Origin of the sequence: Pseudomonas sp. MWU12-2020 (genome assembly GCF_023100605.1) — a bacterium.
Taxonomy (GTDB): Bacteria; Pseudomonadota; Gammaproteobacteria; order Pseudomonadales; family Pseudomonadaceae; genus Aquipseudomonas; species Aquipseudomonas fluorescens_H.
On record NZ_JALMEX010000006.1, the window covers coordinates 296,335 to 312,214 of the forward strand.

The window sequence follows — 15,880 nt, forward strand, 5'->3', positions numbered from 1 at the left end:
CAGATGCGCCGAAGAATGGAGCGCTCACCTCAACGTTCCGCTGATCGCTCACCCACGCTGGCGTCGATAGCCGTTTGGTGCGCGGCGTCTGCTGCGTTCGGGGCGGCGCCACGCACCGGCAATGACTCCATGGCGTAGAGACGACTGATCAGCCTGACCGGCAAACCACTGACATCCGTCATCCATTGCAGCACTTGCTCCGGGCCGTGCAGCCCCTGCATGGCACGATGCAAATCGGGCATCGCCACCAACATGCCGGGATGACAACGGCGCAGGAACCGCTCGAGGCCGGCACCACGGTCAATGAACGGCGTGAACAACAGGCAGACCCATTGGGTTTCATTCAAGCCGTAGGTCGCGTGAATGCAGTTCGCCGCGGCCTCGCGCAGTTCATCCAGCGCCGGCTGTTGCCCCAACCTGGCAATCATCTGCTCGCATACCGGTTCCGGCACCCGTTGCTGCTGCATGGTCGCCAGCATGTGCTGAACATGTTGGGAAAATCCGGTTTCATAGCTGCGGCCGTCGAGGAATTCCGCCTCCAGGCCGCGCAAATGGGCCTCGATCAACGGGTCGGCGTATTCGCCCTCGCCCTGGTGGAACACCCACTCCTCTGCCTGAAACCCGAGAAACTCGCTGAGCAGCGGCCAGCGTTCTTCCAGGTTGCCTACCGCCATGTCGTGAATGTCGACAAACGTTGTGCGACGGCATGACTCGAACCCGTCTTCCGGACGCCAGCAGCGGCGCTCGGATTCGGCGTAAAAACCACGATACAAGTCCCCTCCCAATCCGTCGAGCAAGGCGAACAGCTCATCGAATGTTCCGGCATTGGGCGGCAGCGCACCGAGCCCCGCCTTTTGCACCGCCCGATCGAGGTTATCGATGAATTGCTTTTGTCGACGCGGCGACTCGCTGGCAACCCAGGCGTCGACACCATTGCCCCAGCGGGCGATCTGGCCGCAAAACTCCGCCCAGGCCAGGCATGCGTCATCCCACAACTCAAGCTTTTCGTCCGAAGCCCGTCGATGCCCCATCATCAGTAGGTTGGTGCGATTGGCTTCCGTACTGTCCTTGTCGGGCGGCGCTAGGTGATTGAATGGCAACACCTGACGATGATCCACCATCAGCAACTCGACCCGGGGATCGTCGTACAGAAACAGGGCGGCGAAGCTGCGGTGCATATTTCCGGGCGCCGCCCCCGCTCCGCTCCAGCGCAATGTGGCCACACGCAACTGAAAAGTGGCCGGCGCTCGACCAGCGATACTCAGCTGCGCGGCGCGCAGCAACGCCAGGGTATAGCAACTGTCACGGGTACCGGACGGTGTCACCATGACCTTGTATTCACCCATGCGCTCCATTCCACCCGCGGCCACCACCAGCCGCTGAATCAGCAATTGCAATGCTGTGCGTTCGGCTCTGGAAAAGAAGCTCAGCAGACGCTGCAATACTTGCTGATAGACATAGTTCATTGCCTGATCATGGATCGTGCTCATCAGTACTTTACCCGGCGTAAAAAATTCATATCGCATCAGCAGTGAAGCTGGCGCAACAAATTCATCAATAAGTAATAGACGATCAAATACTAACACTTATGCTTTTGAAGTTATTTGAAACACTTGACGCATGGAAGTCGATATCTTCGCCACTCTAGGTGACGTAAACCCCCGTTACCATTGAGTTTTCCCGGAGTGAAAAATATCTGAGGAAACTTCTTACAGCGTCCCACGAACATTGAGTACAAGAAAAGCAGAACGACAATAGGAAATAACCTACAGCCATTAAACAGAAACCGGTATATCGCCCACAGGAGGAAATATTAAACACGGCAAACAAAACAGAATGCACAGACATGGCTCATTCCTTGAGATGAAAGTAATCATTCAATTATCAGGGCTTAAATGCCGATTAGAAGATACAGATAGCGGACAAAAACCGGTTCAGATGCACAACCGGTCACGCACCCTGTCCGGCATGTCTGATTATTTGCGAGGGGTACAACGCAAGAGTCCGTGGGGCCACGGACTCTGTTTGGAGGGCGTTACGCAGGTTCGACCTGAAGGGCGACCCGTTCGCGGCATGGGCATTCGTCCATGTAGCGATGTGCTTCGACGAACTCGTTGAACGGGAAGACCCGAGTCTTGAGTGGCAGCAGTACGCGGTCGGCGGTGAGCTGATTGATGTCACGCAGGGCACGCTGCAAGGCGACGTGGTCCTGGGTGATGCCCAGCTCGGGCTTACCGGTGAAGTTACCGATGCAGTGTACGAAGAACTGAATGTTTTTCTGGAACGCCGCACACGCCGGGAATGGTGTCTGGTTACCACCCTGCAGACCGTACAGAACCAGGCTGCCACGTGGCGCGAGCACATCGCCGAGCAACGACATCTGCGGGCCGCCGAGACCATCGAATACCACGTCGACACCACGGCTGTCGGTGATCTTGTTGATGCGCATCAACAGATCTTCTTCCTCGGTGACGATGACTTTCTCGGCCCCCAGCGACAGCAGGTATTCGCGCTCTTCAGCGGTTTTCGTCGCCGCGATCACCCGCACACCCAGGGCTTTGCCCAACTGGACAAAGGACGGGCCGGCGCAATGGCTGGCGTCAGTGACCAGGGCAAACTGCCCGGGTTTGACCCGTGCCAGATCGGCGTAGGCAAAATAGGCGATCAACAGCGGTGTGTAATGCACGCTGGCTTCGACCGGGCTTAACACATCCGGATAGCGGGTCAGCGCGGTGCGTGGCAGCACGATCTGCTCGCCATACACCGGATAGTCGTTCGGACTTTGCGCCGGGAAACTGGCCACCTTGTCGCCAACCGACAGATCGCCGATACCATCGCCGACGGCGGTCACCACACCGGCCATTTCATGGCCGAGACCAGACGGCAGGCGCGCCTGGGACGAGGCCAGGTTCTGACGCCAGAGAATGTCGTACCAGCTGATGCCGATCGCTTCGACACGCACCTGCACTTCGCCGGGACCTGGCTGAGCGGCCGCATGCTCTTCGCATTTGAGCACCTCGGCCGGACCAAACTTGTGAAAACGGATCGTGCGGGACATCGCAAACCTCGTCAAAGTAACCTCTAATGCCCTGAACTCTATCTGGGCTTTTGACCCAAGACTATCAGTGGCTATTAATAGTCGACATGCCTGTCATTGATTCCGCAGTATGGACGGCATTGGCAAAATCGATGAAAAAAATACCGCAACCGGCTCGGTAAAGCTGAATTTAGCGGTGCAGAGTACCAGCCTTTCCCCGTAATATTCATGCTGGCCATTGTTCTCATATGGCCGCTCTCGTCAAGCTTGATGACTCTGCCAGGACTCCAGATGAATCGTAATGACCTGCGTCGTGTCGACCTGAACCTGTTGATCGTATTCGAAACTCTGATGCACGAACGCAGCGTGACCCGCGCCGCCGAGAAGCTTTTTCTTGGCCAGCCGGCAATCAGTGCGGCGCTCTCGCGCCTGCGCAGCCTGTTCGATGACCCGTTGTTCGTGCGCACCGGGCGCAGCATGGAACCCTCCGCCCGCGCGGTGGAGATCTTCGCCCTGCTCTCCCCGGCGCTCGACTCGATTTCCACCGCCGTCAGCCGTGCGGCTGAGTTCGATCCGGCCACCAGCACTTCGGTATTCCGTATCGGCCTGTCCGACGACGTCGAATTCGCCCTGCTGCCAATGCTGCTCAAACGACTGCGCGCCGAAGCACCGGGCATCGTGCTGGTCGTGCGTCGGGTCAACTACATATTGATGCCGGGGCTGCTGGCTTCTGGCGAAATCTCCATCGGCGTCAGCTACACCACTGACCTGCCGGCCAACGCCAAACGCAAGGTACTGCGTCGCAGCCAGCCGAAACTGCTGCGCGCCGACACCGTGCCCGGACCGCTGAGCCTGGATGACTACTGCGCGCGCCCGCATGCGCTGGTGTCGTTCGCCGGCGACCTCAGTGGTTTTATTGATGAGGAACTGGAGAAGCTCGGGCGCAAGCGCCATGTGGTGCTGGCCGTGCCGCAATTCAACGGTTTGAGTACGTTGCTCGCCGGCACCGACATCGTCGCCACCGTACCGGATTACACCGCCGATGCACTGACGGCCGCCGGTGGCGTGCGGGCGGAAGACCCGCCGCTGCCGACGCGCACGTTTGAGCTGCACATGGCGTGGCGCGGGTCGCAGGATAATGATCCCGGGGAGCGTTGGTTACGGTCGCGGATTCAGATGTTTTTTGGCGACCCGGACAGTCTCGAGTTGCCTGCACATTAAGCAGGCAACGTTTTAAATGAAATGCGCCGGCGGCTTGTAGTCCTTGAACTCAAGCCACGGACCGGGCCAGGCGATACAGCGACAGGCAGTAAAACGCCAGCGCCGACGCCGCCAGCATCCCGCCCACCACCCCAATGTAAGCAAAGCCAAACTGACTGCCCACCCAACTCCCGACCAGCGCGCCGCCGCCGATACCGATGTTGTAGATCCCGGAAAACAACGCCATCGCCACGTCGGTAGCGTCCGGAGCCAGCACCAGGACTTTCGACTGTAACGCCAGCCCGAAGCCCATGATCGCCATCCCCCAGAACACACTCAGCACGCCGAGGTATGAGACGTTGCCGCTCAACGGCAACAGCGAAGCCAGGCACAAGGCGAGCAACGACACGCAGATGATCAGAAAGCGCTGCGGGTTATAGCTGTGCAGGTAGCTGAATAGCAGCGAGCCGAAAATACCGGCGCCGCCGAACAACAACAGCAGGAGTGTCACCACATCGCCGCTCATGCCCGCCACGGTCAGAACGAACGGTTCGATGTAGCTGTAGGCGGTGAACTGTGCCGTCACGACCAGCGCCGTCAGGACATAGATGGCCACCAGTGCCGGCCGCTTCAACAACACGGGCAGACTCTTGAGCGAGCCGGAGTTCTGACTGGGCAGCAACGGCAGCACCTTCGCCAGACAGAACACCAGCGCCGCCGCAAAGCCGGCGATCACGATGAACGTGGTGCGCCAACCCATGGCCTCGCCCAACAAGCGGCCGAGGGGAATGCCCAACACCATCGCCAGCGAAGTACCGGTCGCCAGCAAACCCAAGGCCTGAACCTGTTTGCCCGGCGGCGCGAGGCGTACGGCCAGAGACGCGGTGATCGACCAGAACAGCGCATGCGACAGCGCCACACCGATCCGGCTCACCAGCAACACACCGAAGCTGGTCGCCAGACTCGACAGAATGTGACTGGCGATAAACATTCCAAACAGCACGATCAACAGCCGTCGGCGCTCGACGTTGCGCGTCAGCAGCATGATCGGCAGCGACGTCAAAGACACCACCCACGCATAGATAGTCAACATCAGGCCAACCTGCGCGGTCGACATGTCGAAGCTGCTGCCGATCGAACTCAACAGACCGACCGGTACAAACTCGGTGGTGTTGAACACAAACGCAGCCAGTGCCAGGGCAATCACTGCGTACCAGTTGCCGTTGTTTGTCGCCGTAGAATCACTCATTTAAACGTCGTATTACTCTTCGATGATCGTGCGTAATTGTACGCATGCGATCCGTGCCCATCTGTCGGTTTTTTGTACACCCATTGCCGAAAAGCCTCATACGACAGGTGGTTCGATGACGACTGTACTATAAAGATTTGGTGACTTGTCCAACGGGTTGAAGCACTCGACGTTCACTTTCGAGTGTCCCTCGATCCCTCAAGCACAGGCATCAGGCCAGCGGACCAGGACGTGCAGCCCCTGAATGTATGACCTCACTTCCTGGAAATTCCCATGAAAACGCCTCATACCTGCGCTGCACGCGTCATTCCCCTCCTTTTCCTGACATTCAGCGCTGCCGCCACGTTAAGCGGTTGCATGAGCGCTGAACAACAAGCGGCTGAAGACCGTCAGACATGCGCCGGTTACGGCTACGTACAAGGCTCTACCGAGTTTGCAAACTGCATGATGATCTCCGACCAGAAACGCAAGAAAGCCGTTGCCGATTGGCAAGCACAGCAAGATCGGGAGTGGCAACAGAAAACCGCGAAACCCGCCATGCAGGAATGTAATACCACCGAAAGCGTCGACGTTCAGGGTGACGCGTCAGCCGATGGCCAAACCACACGAACCAAGTCCAACACGGTATGCATCGGTCAATAAGGCGAGGTCTTGAATGAGACCATCTGCCTCGCTCATTGCCCTGAGTAGCCTTTGACGCGCATGCAATCATTTGTCAGGTCGATCTGTTTTTCCGCAATGACGATCCCGTCACCCACGGCACTGCCCATGCCGTGAGTTGTATCGTTTGCAGCAGGGCTTGAATGGTAGCTGGCGGTCGCGGCCTTGGCCTGATACTGGCATTCAGCTTTGTTGTGCTGGATATCAGCGGCACTCGCGCCGGGCCTGGACCAGTCATGCACAGATGTCACACAGGCGCTCAACAGCGTCGCAAGCAACGCAATCATCAATAACTTCATGGTGTGTACCGCCGATAATTAAAAGTTGCAATGTTCCTGGCTGGCTCGAATCGCCGAAACAGCGATCACTTGCAGACGAATGTCACGTTAGCCACGTCATTCCCGGGATCGAGCGGCAAGCGCGATTGCACGTCAAACACGTCGATCTGCTTGCCGAGCGAAGCGCACTTCTTCCCGGCGCCGCTAAGCGCCATCCGACGGGCCTCGGAATGAGTGTGGCGGGACGGCTGTGTTTTTGCCGAGACCTGATACTCATAAGGACCGAGTTTCAGGTCGTGGGATTGCCAGACATAGTTGCCGACCAATGCAATGGCGCTCACAGCGATGATCATATTGAGTTTCATGGCAAGTATCGGACGCTGCATATTTGAATGCTCATCACGCCCACCTTTCTCTGTGTATAAAGCCTCATTGCTGTCATTCGGAAAATCGGATGACACCCGGTGCAGTGTGTTGCGCGGGCTGTAACCGCTCACTGTCGCCGCCGAGCAATGATTGAGCAGCGCTATGTTTAAGTGAAGAAAAACGCAGTATCTTTCAGTAACGATTAGAAATACTTAACCAGAGCGACAGCCATGCAACTCGACGCAAAACAGATGCAGGCGTTCCTCGCCGTAGTCGACAGCGGCAGTTTCGAGAAGGCTGCGGAACGTCTTAACGTGACGCCGTCGGCGGTGTCGCAACGCATACACGCCCTTGAAGTTCGCTTGGGCAGCTCGGTGGTGGTGCGCGGTCGCCCGTGCGAGCCGACGCTGGCGGGCAGAAAACTGATGCTCTATCTGCGTCGTGCAACCGTGCTCGAAGAAGAACTGCTGAACGAGCTGACCGGCGATGAACAGGATCACCTGCGCGTGGTCATTGCAGTCAATGGCGACACGCTGGCGACATGGTTCTTTCCGGCACTGGCCGAGATATTCGTCAGCGAGAATATTTTGCTCGACGTCGTGGTCGACGATCAGGATCACACCTATGCCTTGCTGGAAAGCGGCCAGGTAATCGGCTGTATCGGCACGCGTTCGCAGCCTATGCGCGGTTGTTTCGCTGAGCTGCTGGGTCCGGTGCGTTACCAGTTGGTCGCATCGCCAGAGTTTCAGCAGCGCTGGTTTGCCAAAGGCCTGACCCGCGCGGCGGCACGCAAGGCGCCGGTATTTGCCTATTCGCGCAAAGACACCCTGCAGTCGGAGTTCATGCAGTCACGCTTCGGCCTGCACGCAGACGCTTACCCCACGCACTACCTGTCACTGCCAGAGGCGCGTCTGAAAGCCATTCGCCGCGGACTCGGCTACGGCATGGTGCCGTATATGCAGGTCAGCGATTTGCTGAAAAGTCGCGAACTGGTGGATGTGGCGCCGGGGCATTTCACCGATGTCGAGCTGTACTGGCATGCGTGGGCGTTGCAATCACCGCGCATGGAAATGCTCTCCGAGCGCGCCGTGCACGCAGCACGACGGATCTTGAGCAGCAAAGGACCGGTGAAGCGCTCGACCATGTCTAGGAAGTAACCAGCGCCGCTGCCGAGGCTGCCCTCGGCAGCGGCGACGCGAGTCACCGCTGCACAGCAGCAAATGCACATCTGCCCTCAGTCCGGCCCCGCCTCAAACAACGGTAGACCAAACAGCAACACGTCCGCCCGCTCCTCGCCAAACCGGGCGATACCTGGCAAGCGGGCCCAGAGTACCGCGCCGATGGATTGCACGATGTGCTGGCTAGGCACGTTGGCGGCCATGATCCAAGCGACCAGGGTTTCCAGGCCGAACTGACGCCCGAGGATCACCGTCGCATGGCCCAGGCGCACGCCAATGCCACTGCCGTAGCGATCGGCGCGCACATAAATGGCGGTTTCACCGGTGTTGCGACAGGCCTGGGTGCCCCAACTGAAGCGGTTGATCGACAGCCAGCCGACCACTTCGCCGCCGCGTTCAAGCACGTAGACGGGCAGGCCATCGCGCTTGTACAGATTGATATAGAAAGTCACTTCCTCAAGCGTCATCGGCCGGGTCACTGGCGAGTTGGCACCCGTGCCGGCGGTTTCGTTGAAGATCTCCATCATCGCCGGCAGGTCGGCATCGCAGGACTCACGCACACCGCGTGGCAGGGTCATGGGTTGGCTATGACGAAATCCGTTCATGCGCTGGCCCTCCCGGTGTAGACACTGGACTTCAACTGGCCCCGGGCCCTGGCCAGACGTGAACGCACCGTGCCGATGGGCACGCCCAGTTGCTGCGCGGCGTCCTGATAGCTGATGTCGGAATCCACCACCAGATCGATCACCGCGCGCATGTCCACCGACAAGTCGTCGATGGCCTCCAGCGTGCGCCTGAGCAGGCGCTGGTGCTCGCTGACCTGGCTCGGGTCGTGGCCATATTCCAGACTTTCGATGCCCGCCTCTTCCAGCACCGCGCACTGCGGCCGGCGATAGAAGTTCTTGAAGTGGTTGCTGACCAGGTTAGTAGCAATGCCGAACAGCCAGGTTTCCGGTTTCGACGCCCCGGTGTACTTGTGCTGGTTGCGCCAGGCTTCCAGATAAGTCATCTGCATCAGGTCATCGACATCGGCCGGGTTGAACACTCGCTTATTGATGAAACCGCGCAGCTTTTTCTCGCTGCTGTGTGCCAGTCCGCCCAGGTCCAGTTCGATGGCGGCAATGACTTTCGCTTCCGTTTGAACACTACTCGATTCCACGCTTGTTCCCTCATCACTCACGCTATGCCGACAGTGGCGGGAGGGATAGAGAGCAGCGAGCGTACCAACCTTGGTACTTTTTTAACTTGTTGTTTTTAAACACTTTTAAAAACCGAAAAGCGCGTTTTTTGCCATTTGTTGCACTTTCGACAAAATGCCTGTGCCAGTTCTTGCACAGTCAAACGGGCCGCTTCGCGCCCAAGGAACCGGACGCCGGCAAACGCCACTCACTGCACACCTGAATAGCGGTGGAACGTGCGCCTCCATGAAAATTTCCAACTACAACGATGCCCTGCCACTGGACTTGCTGCCGCGTCCGCTGTTTGGCACCGAAGCCACTGCGGCCACGGCGAAGAACCCGCTGATCGACTCCATGGAAGAGGTGGCCCTGAAGTTCAGCGAAAGCATCGAGCGCCACAGCAAGAGCCTCGACGAGCGCCACATCAGCGATGCTTCCCGAGGGCAGCGCGTGGAGCGCATCGAGAAGCTCGTCGAGCTCTATCGCCTGCTTGATCACGGTGACCAGCCGAGCCTCGAACAACAGGCGCGGCGCATGCAGCAGCAACTGCAACAGCAGCCGTCGCTGCAGGCGGCGCTGAGCATCGCGGACAATGATCCGGCGCGCACCGACATTCTGCTGCAACAGGCGATGCGCCTGTCATTGGCTGAAGGTCTGGACGGCGAGGCGCAGAACACCCGCGAGCTGATCGACGAATTGCGTCTGGTGCACGGTGACAAAATCCGAGCGGGCTTCAATACCGCCAGCGCCATCGCCCTGTTCAGCCGCGACCCGCAGCAACGGGCGGCGATGCGTCAGCTCTACTACAAAGCCATCGTCGGCCAGCAACCCTTGGCCAGCCTGCTCGAAGCCCTGCTCGAACACTTCAGTGAAGAGCAATTCGCCCGCGGCCTGCGCACCTTGCAACGGGCGCTGGCGGACGACATCGCCGCCCTTTCGCCCTCGTTGCCCGGTAATGTTCTCGGCTCGATGTTGCGCGGCTTGGGCTCCTGCGGGCAGCTCAACAATCTGATCAAGGCTTGCCACGACCTGTTGCAGCGTTTGAGCCAGAAACAACGCCGCGAAAGCATGACGCCGCTGGCCATGAGCAAACGGCTGCTGCGCTTTTGTGCCAACGGTTTCTTTGCCCGCGACCTGACGCTGCTCAGCGATGACACCCTGGACAACGCTCCGCACTTGCAGCCGCTGTATTTCAACGGGCTTTATCCACTGCTGCAAAACCTGCCGCTGGTGTTGTGGAAGGACCTCAAGACCCGGCAAAACGGCCTGCGCCTGTTGCATAACCTGATGGAGCAACTGGCCCGGCAAGAACGCCAGGCCATGGGGCTGGTCGAGCCGGGGCGAGGTCTGCAATGAATCGCCTGATCCACGCCCTCAACCGCCTGGCGCTGGCGGTGATGCGCCGCACCGAAATCGTCGGCGCCGTGATGGTCATGGCCATCGTGTTCATGATGATCCTGCCGCTGCCCACCGCATTGGTCGACGTGTTGATTGCGCTGAACATCTGCATCTCTTCGCTGCTGATCGTGCTGGCCATGTACCTGCCGCGACCGCTGGCGTTCTCGACGTTTCCGGCAGTGCTATTGCTGACCACCATGTTTCGGCTGTCGCTGTCGATCGCCACCACCCGCCTGATCCTGCTGCAACAGGATGCGGGGCACATCGTCGAAGCCTTCGGCAGTTTCGTGGTGGGCGGCAATCTGGCGGTGGGTCTGGTGATTTTCCTGATCCTGACCATCGTCAACTTTCTGGTGATCACCAAGGGCTCGGAACGGGTGGCCGAAGTCGCCGCGCGCTTCACCCTGGATGCCATGCCCGGCAAACAGATGTCGATCGACAGCGACCTGCGCGCCAACCTGATCAACGTGCGTGAAGCCCGTCAGCGGCGCGAGCAACTGTCCAAGGAAAGTCAGTTGTTCGGCGCCATGGACGGTGCGATGAAATTCGTCAAAGGTGACGCCATCGCCGGTCTGGTGATCGTCTTTATCAACCTGATCGGCGGCTTCTCCATCGGCGTGCTGCAAAACGGCATGCAGGCCTCCGACGCCATGCACCTGTACTCGGTGCTGACCATCGGCGACGGCCTGATCGCGCAGATTCCCGCGCTGCTGATTTCCCTGACTGCCGGCATGATCATCACCCGGGTGGCGCCGGACAGTCAGGCCGGCGACGCCAACATCGGCCATGAAATCGCCGAACAATTGACCAGTCAGCCCAAGGCCTGGGTGTTTTCCTCGATCGGCATGCTCGGCTTTGCCGCGATCCCCGGCATGCCCAGTCTGGTGTTCATCAGCATCAGCCTGATCTGCCTGTTCAGTGGCCTGATTCAGCTGTGGCGCATTCGCCAGAAGCAGATTCTCCAGGATCACGACGGCGCCACCCGCAATGGCGCGCCCGAGCTCAATGGCCGCGAAGACATCCGCCGCTTCAATCCGTCCCGCGCCTATTTGTTGCAGTTCCATCCCGCCCACAAAGGCAGTGCGGCGCTGGAGCGTTTGCTGCACGGCATTCGCCAGCGACGTAACACCCTGGTGCACCGTTTCGGCTTGACCTTGCCTTCGTTCGATCTGGAGTTCAGCGAGGATTGCGCCGAAGACGAATTTCGATTCTGCGTCTACGAAGTGCCGCTGATTCGCGCCACCTGGAGTGAAACCCTGCAAGCCGTGCATCTGCGCCAGTGCGGGGAGCTGCACGACGGCGAGCCGGGGCGCGCGGAGCGTGATGAGAGTGAATGGGTGTGGTTTGCCCCCGACCATGCGCTGTTGCGCATGAGCAGTGTCGAGCCGGTCAGTGCCGAGGAGCTGATCCTCGAACGCATGAGCCGCGCCTTCCAGGCCACCGGCCCGCAGTTCATTGGCCTGCAGGAAAGCAAGGCGATCCTCGGCTGGCTCGAAAGCGAACAGCCGGAGCTGGCGCAGGAGCTGCAACGTACCCTGCCCCTGGCGCGTTTCGCCGCCGTGCTGCAACGGCTGTCCGCCGAGCTGGTGTCGCTGCGCTCGGTGCGGCCGATTGCCGAGACGCTGATCGAACAAGGGCAACACGAACGCGACCTGAACGCCCTCACCGATTACGTGCGCATCGCCCTCAAGGCACAAATCTGCCACCAGCACACCGAACAAGGTGCGCTCAATGCGTGGCTGATCACCCCGGAAACCGAAGTGCTGCTGCGCGACGCCCTGCGCCAGAGCCAGAACGAAGCCTGGTTTGCCCTCGAACCGGAACTGGGCAATGCCCTGCTCGAACAACTGCGCCACGCTTTCCCGCTGCGCTCGCGACCGGCGCCGGTGCTGCTGGTGGCGCAGGACCTGCGCAGCCCGTTGCACGGTTTGCTCAGGGATGAATTCAACCATGTTCCGGTGCTGTCCTTCGCCGAGTTGCTGTCCTCGGTGCAGGTACAGGTGCTGGGACGCCTCGATCTGCAAGAAGCCCATGCCTTGATGGCCTGACGGAGTGATGCGATGAAACCCGAGATGATGTATGAGCTGCGCGTGCTCACCGGTTTGCACCGGGGGGCGGCGCTGCCGTTGAGCGGTGGCGAATGGTGCATCGGTTCGGCCCAGAGCGCCGACCTGGCGTTGTACGACCCCGGCATCAAGGATCGCCACTGCCTGCTGCGGCTGGTCGACGACACCTGGTCGCTGGCCCGCAAGGACGGCCCGGTCACCGACAGCGAGGGGCACAAGGTCGATGCCATCGCCACCCTGCAACCGGGCACGCCGTTTGCCCTCAATGGTGTCTGGCTGTCGGTGGTCAGTGCCAACACCGAATGGCCCGCCGAGGAAGAGCCTGAAGATCAGCCGCAGGCATCGACAGAAACCCCATTGCCGCCCATGAATGCGGAGCGCGACGCTGACATAGCCGCCCCGACTCGCTCGCGTTCGCTGCTCGGCCCATTGCTGTTGCTGGGTGCGCTGTTGCTGTTTCTCGCCACATTGATCTGGGGCATCAACACCCCGGCGCAACCGCCGACGCCGCTACCAGTCCCGGGCCGAACTGCGCTCAAGGATGCCGCCGAAGTCCGTCAGGTTCTGCAAGACATGCTCAAGGAACGTGAGTTGCAGAGCCGGATCAGCCTCGTCGAGCAACCGGGCAAGATCCTGCTCAAAGGCCGTTTCGACGAGGACGATCTGCTGCAATCGACCGAACGCATGCTGCTGCGTTTCGAGCAGCAGTATCGCAGCCCGTTGCAGGTGCTCAGCGACCTGCCCGAAGCCACCCCGCTGCTGCCGTTCAGCATTGTCCAGATCAGTCTGGCGCGCTTGCCCAACGTGTTGACCAGCGATGGCCGGCGCTTGTTTCTCGGCGACGAAGTGGCTGGCGTGCGGCTGGTCGGCATCAGCGAACATCAAGTGGTGTTCGAAGGTGATCGGCGCATTGAGGTGAGCTGGTGATGCAGGATGCCATCGCACAGTTGCAGCAATGGTGCGGGCAACATCGGCAACGGATCGAACACTGCGCACCGGTAGCGATCCACGGGCGCATCACCGGGGTCAGCGGCATTTTGCTGCACAGCCGCATGCCCCGGGCGCGGATCGGCGATCTGTGCCAGATCCAGCGTGCCGACGGCAGCGAGGTGATGGCCGAAATCGTCGGGTTCGACCGTGAACACACCTTGCTGGCGGCCCTCGGCGCGCTGGACGGGATTGCCATTGGCGCGCGAGTCACACCACTGTTCCAGCCGCACAGCCTGCTGGTCGGCGATCACCTTTTAGGCTGTGTGCTCGACGGCTTTGGCCGCGCGCTCAACGGCGAAGGCCCGCAGGCGTTTGCCGAGGCCGGGGCGGTTGGCGCGCTGCCGGTGATTCGCGATGCTCCTGCCGCCAGCGAGCGCCCGCGAATCGAAGCACCGCTGGCCACCGGGCTGCGCGCCATTGACGGTCTGCTGACGCTGGGTGAAGGCCAGCGGGTGGGAATATTCGCCGGCGCCGGCTGCGGCAAGACCACCCTGCTCGCCGAACTGGCACGCAATACCCCGTGTCAGGCCATCGTGTTTGGCTTGATCGGCGAGCGCGGACGCGAGCTGCGTGAGTTTCTCGACCATGAACTGGATGCCGAACTGCGCAGCCGCACCGTGCTGGTCTGCGCCACCTCCGACCGCAGCAGCATGGAGCGCGCCCGCGCTGCGTTCACCGCCACGGCGATTGCCGAGGGCTTCCGCCAGCAGGGCAAATCGACGCTGCTGATCATTGACTCGCTGACCCGCTTTGCCCGTGCCCAGCGCGAGATCGGTCTGGCCAGCGGTGAGCCGGCCGGGCGCGGTGGCTTGCCGCCGTCGGTCTACAGCCTGTTGCCGCGTCTGGTGGAACGCGCCGGGCGCACCCACGACGGCGTCATCACCGCGCTGTATTCGGTGCTGATCGAACAGGACTCGATGAACGATCCGGTCGCCGACGAGGTGCGCTCGCTGCTCGACGGCCACATCGTGCTGTCCCGGCGCCTGGCCGAACGCGGGCATTACCCGGCAGTGGACGTTCTCGCCAGCCTGAGCCGGACAATGAGCAATGTGGTGGGAACCGAACAGCAACACGGGGCCACACAGTTGCGCCGACTGATGGCTGCCTATCAGCAAGTGGAAATGCTCATCAAGCTCGGCGAGTACCAGCCTGGCAACGACCCGCTGACCGATTGCGCCGTGGACGCTCGCGCCCGCATCGAGGCCTTCCTCCAGCAATCGCTGCGCGAGCCGGTGACGCTCGATGAAACCCTGGATCACCTTCTGCAGGTAACCGCCCATGCTCCAGTCTGATTCCGATTACCAGACCCCGGCCAATGCCGACCTGACACCGACGCTCGATCTACTACTGCCGATCCGCCGCCACCGTTTGACCATGGCCGAACAAGCCTGGCAACGCCAACGCTCGGTGCTCAGCGCCTTGCACGGCCGGCTCGAACAATTGGCCGGTGAGCTGCGCGAGCTACGTGACCAACACCAGCAAGGTCGCATTGACCAACGCGACGCCCACGTCAATCGGCGTCTGCTGCTCACCGAGATGAACCAGTGGCTGGTCGGCGAGCAACAGGCTCTGCGCAAAATCGAGCGGGTCGAGCAAAGCTATCAGGCCTTGCAGGACGAACATCGGCAACAGCAGCAATGGACGGCGGACAGCGAGCAGCAACTGCGGCGGCGCCAGCGCGATGTGGAGAAACTCGACTATTTGCGCGACCTCGCACGGGATGCCTCATGAATCCGCGCCACGCCACACTCAAACCGCCACCGCGTATGCCCGAAGCCCCGCGCCCACGTCAGGAAACCACGGCCTCGGCCTGGCCCGCCAGAACCGAACGGCGCCAGGATCTGCGCGGTGAAATCCGTGACGAGAGCGAACATTTCGAACACTTGCTGGACACCCTGGGCAACCTCGACCGAGGCCTGCTGGCCGACTTTGGCGGTGCCGGTTTTCAGGAGCCGCAGCAGCAAAATTCCGGTTCCTCCACAGACAGTGCGGCGGCACCGGAGCAGCGCGACATCGATTGGTGGCAAGCAATGCTGGAACGTCTGGAGCAGCATCTGGATGATCCGCAACCCGGCGTACTCGAAGCGCATCTGGAGCTGCCCAACCTTGGCCCGGTCAAGGTCAATGTCATCCACCACGGCGCGGCGCTGGAAATCGCCGTGCACATGGCTCCGGATGCGTGGCGCCAAGTCGAACCGCTGCAACAGACCAGCGCGGCGTGGCTTGCCCGGCAATTGGGACGCGCGGTGCGCCTGCGGTTGCACCGGGAGGGCGTTTGAC

General features: G+C 60.7%; 16 protein-coding genes. 9 read left to right on the forward strand and 7 right to left on the reverse strand.

Annotated elements, in window-relative coordinates; genetic code table 11:
- Nucleotides 1-29: 29 nt before the first annotated feature.
- Both M0814_RS16520 and M0814_RS16525 read right to left on the reverse strand, forming a co-directional pair.
- On the reverse strand, nt 30-1,490 hold the full coding sequence (locus M0814_RS16520) for a hypothetical protein (protein ID WP_103483493.1): 1,461 nt from the start codon (nt 1,488-1,490) through the stop codon (nt 30-32).
- 545 nt (nt 1,491-2,035) lie between these two features.
- On the reverse strand, nt 2,036-3,058 hold the full coding sequence (locus tag M0814_RS16525; protein ID WP_103483494.1) for a zinc-dependent alcohol dehydrogenase family protein: 1,023 nt from the start codon (nt 3,056-3,058) through the stop codon (nt 2,036-2,038).
- A gap of 270 nt (nt 3,059-3,328) precedes the next feature.
- Here M0814_RS16525 and M0814_RS16530 point away from each other — a divergent pair, with 270 nt between their 5' ends.
- On the forward strand, nt 3,329-4,258 hold the full coding sequence (locus M0814_RS16530) for a LysR family transcriptional regulator (protein WP_007963542.1): 930 nt from the start codon (nt 3,329-3,331) through the stop codon (nt 4,256-4,258).
- 49 nt (nt 4,259-4,307) lie between these two features.
- Here the strand turns inward: M0814_RS16530 and M0814_RS16535 are convergent, their stop codons facing one another.
- Entirely contained in the window at nt 4,308-5,486 is a 1,179-nt protein-coding gene (locus M0814_RS16535; RefSeq protein ID WP_003225034.1) for a sugar transporter, read from the reverse strand.
- Nucleotides 5,487-5,759: 273 nt separating this feature from the next.
- On the opposite strand from M0814_RS16535, the gene M0814_RS16540 reads away from it, so the two are divergent.
- Nucleotides 5,760-6,128, forward strand: a complete 369-nt coding sequence (locus tag M0814_RS16540) for a hypothetical protein (protein ID WP_003225036.1) — start codon at nt 5,760-5,762, stop codon at nt 6,126-6,128.
- A gap of 32 nt (nt 6,129-6,160) precedes the next feature.
- Here M0814_RS16540 and M0814_RS16545 read toward each other — a convergent pair whose 3' ends face one another.
- The gene (locus M0814_RS16545) at nt 6,161-6,445 is read right to left on the reverse strand and encodes a hypothetical protein (protein ID WP_103483495.1); all 285 of its coding nucleotides are present in this window, start codon (nt 6,443-6,445) and stop codon (nt 6,161-6,163) included.
- Between the two features lie 65 nt (nt 6,446-6,510).
- The gene (locus M0814_RS16550) at nt 6,511-6,921 is read right to left on the reverse strand and encodes a hypothetical protein (protein WP_146774698.1); all 411 of its coding nucleotides are present in this window, start codon (nt 6,919-6,921) and stop codon (nt 6,511-6,513) included.
- A gap of 99 nt (nt 6,922-7,020) precedes the next feature.
- Here M0814_RS16550 and argP point away from each other — a divergent pair, with 99 nt between their 5' ends.
- Nucleotides 7,021-7,947 (forward strand): HTH-type transcriptional regulator ArgP, encoded by a 927-nt coding sequence (gene argP / locus M0814_RS16555; RefSeq protein WP_103483496.1) that lies wholly within the window; start codon nt 7,021-7,023, stop codon nt 7,945-7,947.
- Nucleotides 7,948-8,024: 77 nt separating this feature from the next.
- Here the strand turns inward: argP and M0814_RS16560 are convergent, their stop codons facing one another.
- Both M0814_RS16560 and M0814_RS16565 read right to left on the reverse strand, forming a co-directional pair.
- Nucleotides 8,025-8,573 (reverse strand): GNAT family N-acetyltransferase, encoded by a 549-nt coding sequence (locus M0814_RS16560; RefSeq protein ID WP_103483497.1) that lies wholly within the window; start codon nt 8,571-8,573, stop codon nt 8,025-8,027.
- The gene (locus M0814_RS16565) at nt 8,570-9,127 is read right to left on the reverse strand and encodes a sigma-70 family RNA polymerase sigma factor (RefSeq protein ID WP_103483498.1); all 558 of its coding nucleotides are present in this window, start codon (nt 9,125-9,127) and stop codon (nt 8,570-8,572) included. The genes M0814_RS16560 and M0814_RS16565 overlap by 4 nt, the downstream gene beginning before the upstream one ends.
- Nucleotides 9,128-9,392: 265 nt before the next feature.
- On the opposite strand from M0814_RS16565, the gene sctW reads away from it, so the two are divergent.
- From sctW to M0814_RS16595, 6 genes are read left to right on the forward strand one after another with little or no spacing between them, the layout of a single operon-like run.
- Nucleotides 9,393-10,502, forward strand: coding sequence for a type III secretion system gatekeeper subunit SctW (sctW, locus tag M0814_RS16570; protein ID WP_103483499.1), 1,110 nt, complete (start codon nt 9,393-9,395; stop codon nt 10,500-10,502).
- A complete protein-coding gene (sctV, locus tag M0814_RS16575; protein WP_003225053.1) occupies nt 10,499-12,592 on the forward strand; it encodes a type III secretion system export apparatus subunit SctV in 2,094 nt (697 codons plus the stop codon). The genes sctW and sctV overlap by 4 nt, the downstream gene beginning before the upstream one ends.
- A 12-nt stretch (nt 12,593-12,604) precedes the next feature.
- A complete protein-coding gene (locus M0814_RS16580) occupies nt 12,605-13,537 on the forward strand; it encodes an FHA domain-containing protein (protein ID WP_003225055.1) in 933 nt (310 codons plus the stop codon).
- Nucleotides 13,537-14,892 (forward strand): FliI/YscN family ATPase, encoded by a 1,356-nt coding sequence (locus tag M0814_RS16585; RefSeq protein ID WP_103483500.1) that lies wholly within the window; start codon nt 13,537-13,539, stop codon nt 14,890-14,892. Before M0814_RS16580 ends, M0814_RS16585 begins: the two co-directional genes overlap by 1 nt.
- A complete protein-coding gene (locus M0814_RS16590) occupies nt 14,879-15,331 on the forward strand; it encodes a type III secretion protein (protein WP_103483501.1) in 453 nt (150 codons plus the stop codon). Before M0814_RS16585 ends, M0814_RS16590 begins: the two co-directional genes overlap by 14 nt.
- Nucleotides 15,328-15,879, forward strand: a complete 552-nt coding sequence (locus M0814_RS16595; protein ID WP_158547273.1) for a type III secretion system HrpP C-terminal domain-containing protein — start codon at nt 15,328-15,330, stop codon at nt 15,877-15,879. Before M0814_RS16590 ends, M0814_RS16595 begins: the two co-directional genes overlap by 4 nt.
- The last annotated feature ends 1 nt before the right edge of the window (nt 15,880 follow it).